The organism is Bradyrhizobium sp. 45 (assembly GCF_023073155.1).
Classification (GTDB): Bacteria; Pseudomonadota; Alphaproteobacteria; order Rhizobiales; family Xanthobacteraceae; genus Bradyrhizobium; species Bradyrhizobium canariense_D.
The window spans coordinates 1-3,417 of sequence record NZ_JADPIX010000088.1; the positions used below are offsets into that span (position 1 = coordinate 1).

2 protein-coding genes are annotated in these 3,417 nt (G+C 54.9%); both read left to right on the plus strand.

All coding sequences use genetic code 11. The features are described 5' to 3' along the window. Positions 1 to 863: 863 nt before the first annotated feature. Complete coding sequence (locus IVB42_RS14015) at positions 864 to 1,103, plus strand: hypothetical protein (RefSeq protein WP_018456086.1); 240 nt, start codon at positions 864 to 866, stop codon at positions 1,101 to 1,103. A gap of 694 nt (positions 1,104 to 1,797) precedes the next feature. Continuing rightward, positions 1,798 to 3,417 (plus strand): FecR domain-containing protein (locus IVB42_RS14020; protein WP_247470456.1); only part of this gene is annotated, 1,620 nt, incomplete at its 3' end.

Consider the following 3,417-nt stretch of genomic DNA (forward strand, 5'->3'; position numbering starts at 1 on the left):
AGTATGCACTGTGTCCATTCTAAGCCTAACGGTCGAAACCGAACCGCAGACTCGCAGATCACACCGTCATCCGGTAGGTGGCCGCTGAACAGCGCTTACGCTGAATCAGATCAACCAGACTTATTTGTCGCTGCCGCGGCTGGATGATGAACTCGTCACGCAAGCTGCCGCAGCATCAATCAGAATTTCTCATTTACAATTGCAACGTATGCAACGTGAAGGGTTATTGGTGATTTTGAACCATCCAATATGACGCGGAGACTCCTGGGATGGTATCCAGCACCAATCAGCGTTCCGGTTTTGCCGCACAACCGTGGCCCCGCTGAGGGCCTTACCTCGATGCGAGAGCCAATCGTAAATTGGCCTTCATTGTAAGTGGCGCTTCCATCGCTCGTGCCTGCACCAAATCGGTGCTTCCGGGTCCCGAAGAGCGTGGTTTGCCGCTTCATCATTAGGTCATGTCCAACAAAGATTCCTCGCCAGCGGCTTTTGCCCCAGCGGCCGCTATACGTTACCCAACAACCGTGCTCCCACGTTTCATGTAGGCTCGCGAGCCGCCGCGATGTGAGGCCACTCATTAGCAGGCGTACCGTGCGTCCAGCCTGCATCCCTTCTCAGCGAATTTGGCTTTGGCGGGTGGGTTTTGCTGGGCCAGCGCTGCCGATGATTAGAGCGGCGCGACGGTTGAAATCGCGAACAGAGTTAGGACTGCGAGCATGATCGATTTCATCGCAGATACCCCTTCTTGACCCGACCGAATTTGTCTGCCATTTTAAATACACCAAATTTAAATATACTCATTTAAAAATAGCCTCTTCAAGAGGTATTTTCAGGCGTATTGCACCCATTCATCGGGATAAAAGATGATCGACGAGAAGCTTGTTCGTTTGCGCATTTATCGAAAGAACGTTGAGCGGTATTTGGGCCTGCTTCAAACTACGCTGACTGAGATTGAACGGCAGTATGTTGAGAGGCGCCTGACCGAAGAACAATCAGCCATGGAGCTGCTGTCTGCCTCGTCGTTTCAGATAGCCGTCGAGGCTAATGGTGCCAGACAAGCATGCAGCCGCCAGCCCGGCTTCAACGCCGCAGAAAAGAGCTAACAACGGTCAACCGAGATCCAATGCGCCACTGGTCCGCAAGTGAGATGCACAGAGATCACCGCGAGAGCGAATGCACCTACGGGCCGATATGCAGATCAATGCTGGCATGGCCTAAATTGGATCCAGATCTAAAGGCCGGCATTCTCAATCGTGGGAGAACGTATCGGCGACGCCCTCGCGCCAATGCTCTGGACCTGCTGTTGCTGTCTGCCCGCTTGATCCGGGACTTAGGTCAAACTAACTCTTCGACGTATCTCGTAGCACAATTTGAACAGCTTTGCGGATTCGCTCACCTTGGCTAGGGTCGAGCGCTTCCTCCAAGTGATAAATGCGGCATAGCAGGCCGTTGATACGCCTTACAATAAGGCTGTTATTGGAATGCCGGTTGCGCGCGTGCACTAGTTGACGGCGCACCTCGATGATGTCCATGCGACGAAAAGTTCTCGGTTGCACCATGCGAGTTGGACTCTGGCGGTGTGTCCGGCTGGATGCGGGACTATTCAGATCAACTCGTCCCGCCGCCGTACACGTACTATCGCGCCACATAACGCGCGAGCGCATTGTTGCGCGTCGAACGATCAACAGACTTCAAACCAATACAGCTTTGCCTGCAAAAACGCTTTTCAGTCCGTCGATCGGGTGTTATTAACATTAAATGTGATTAATTAGCAAATTTATTCATGGGGTCGCGGATTTGAATACCCCATTAAACCCAATGCTTGATGTTGCTGCATCTGAGGCCGCGTGGGGGTCCTTTGGCCTCCTTGAGCCTGGCCCAACTGATTCACTCATCATTCCGGACGCACATCTCTTATTCTCGGGCGAATATGCACGTTCGGGCCCCGATCTCATCATTTCTGATCCCAACCATCGGGTCTCGATTCACAACTACTTTCTCGGTGAGAAGCGTTCGCCGCTCATTTCGGCAGACGGCGCGCAACTCGATGCGAGAGTCGTCGAAGCGCTGACGGGCTATCAAACCTTTGCTCAAGCCGGAGGAAATGCGGCGCCTGTAAAGGTCATCGGCCATGTCGCCACCATAACGGGAAGCGCCAGCATCGTTCGCAATGGCGTTACCATCGAAGCGAACAACGGGGACGTGGTCTATCAGAACGACGTTGTGCAGACTGGAAGTGGCTCTACCATCGGCCTGGTTCTAATCGACGGCTCAACGTTCAACCTAAGTGCAAACGCTCGCTTCATGTTGAACGAATTGGGGTATGAAGGGCAGAGTAGTGCGAGCGGTACCTTAGTCAGTCTGACGAGTGGCGCGAACCATTCGATGTTCACTCTCGTCCAAGGCGCGGCCAGCTTCGTCGCTGGCCAGGTCGCCAAAACGGGTGACATGCAGATCGCGACGCCAAGTGCCGTGATTGGAATTCGCGGTACCGCAGTTCTTCTTAACGTCGATGCGGTGGATGGGCAGGTCTCGATCTCGGTTGCCGATCAGCAAGATGGTCAGATTCATTCCGTGCAGGTCTTCAAATGCGTCCCAACTAACTTGCTTCAAGGCGTTTGTACCGCGGGGGATCCAATCGGAATAGTTACCAGCGACGGTCCATCGCTGACCATCACGCCAACTGCCAATTTCGAGGTGATCACCCAAGCCATCAGTAAGAGCCCAGGCCAGGTCGCGCAGGAATTCAGCGCTTTCCAGCAGGTGTTGACGACCTACGATATCGGCAAACAGATCGCCCCAGACACTCCGGCACCTAGCGACGGCAAGCGAGGAGATGCCGATACAAAGTCGCTGCAGAAGTTCGCTGGGAGTCCTCCACCATCACCTACCGAAGCCTCGACCACCGTCATTGCAGACGACGTGAAGGGCCAAGCGGGTGGCGGATCGATCACTCCGGTTTTTGTGACCCTAGCTTCCGTCACGGGAAGTTCTGCGTCCGCATCGAAACCGCTCGTCCCCGTTTTGGATACGCCGCAAGCTGTTGTCGCGACTTCGTTCGGACCTGTAATTATCAGCAGCGCAGGCGGTCCAATCAACCAAGGAAGTCAGACGATCAGCGGAACTGTTGATGCCGCTTTCGTTGGAAGCACGGTGACGCTGTATGACACCTACAACGGTGTCACCACGCAAATTGGAACGGTTACTGTCCGCTCTGGCGGCGTTTGGAGCATAGCAGTCACGCTGGCAGGTGACGGCGACCACAGCATCGTGGCTTTGGACCCTAACGCCAACGTTACCACGAGCGGATCCGTTGTTTTCACCCTGGACACGGCGGCGCCGACGGTTGCGATCACCAGCACCGGCGGACCGGTCAACCAGGCCAGCCAGACCATCACCGGCACGGTCGACGTCGCC

Excerpts from the sequence above, each read along its gene's own strand:
- IVB42_RS14015 (WP_018456086.1), top strand. The coding sequence starts at position 864 with ATGATCGACGAGAAGCTTGTTCGTTTGCGCATTTATCGAAAGAACGTT.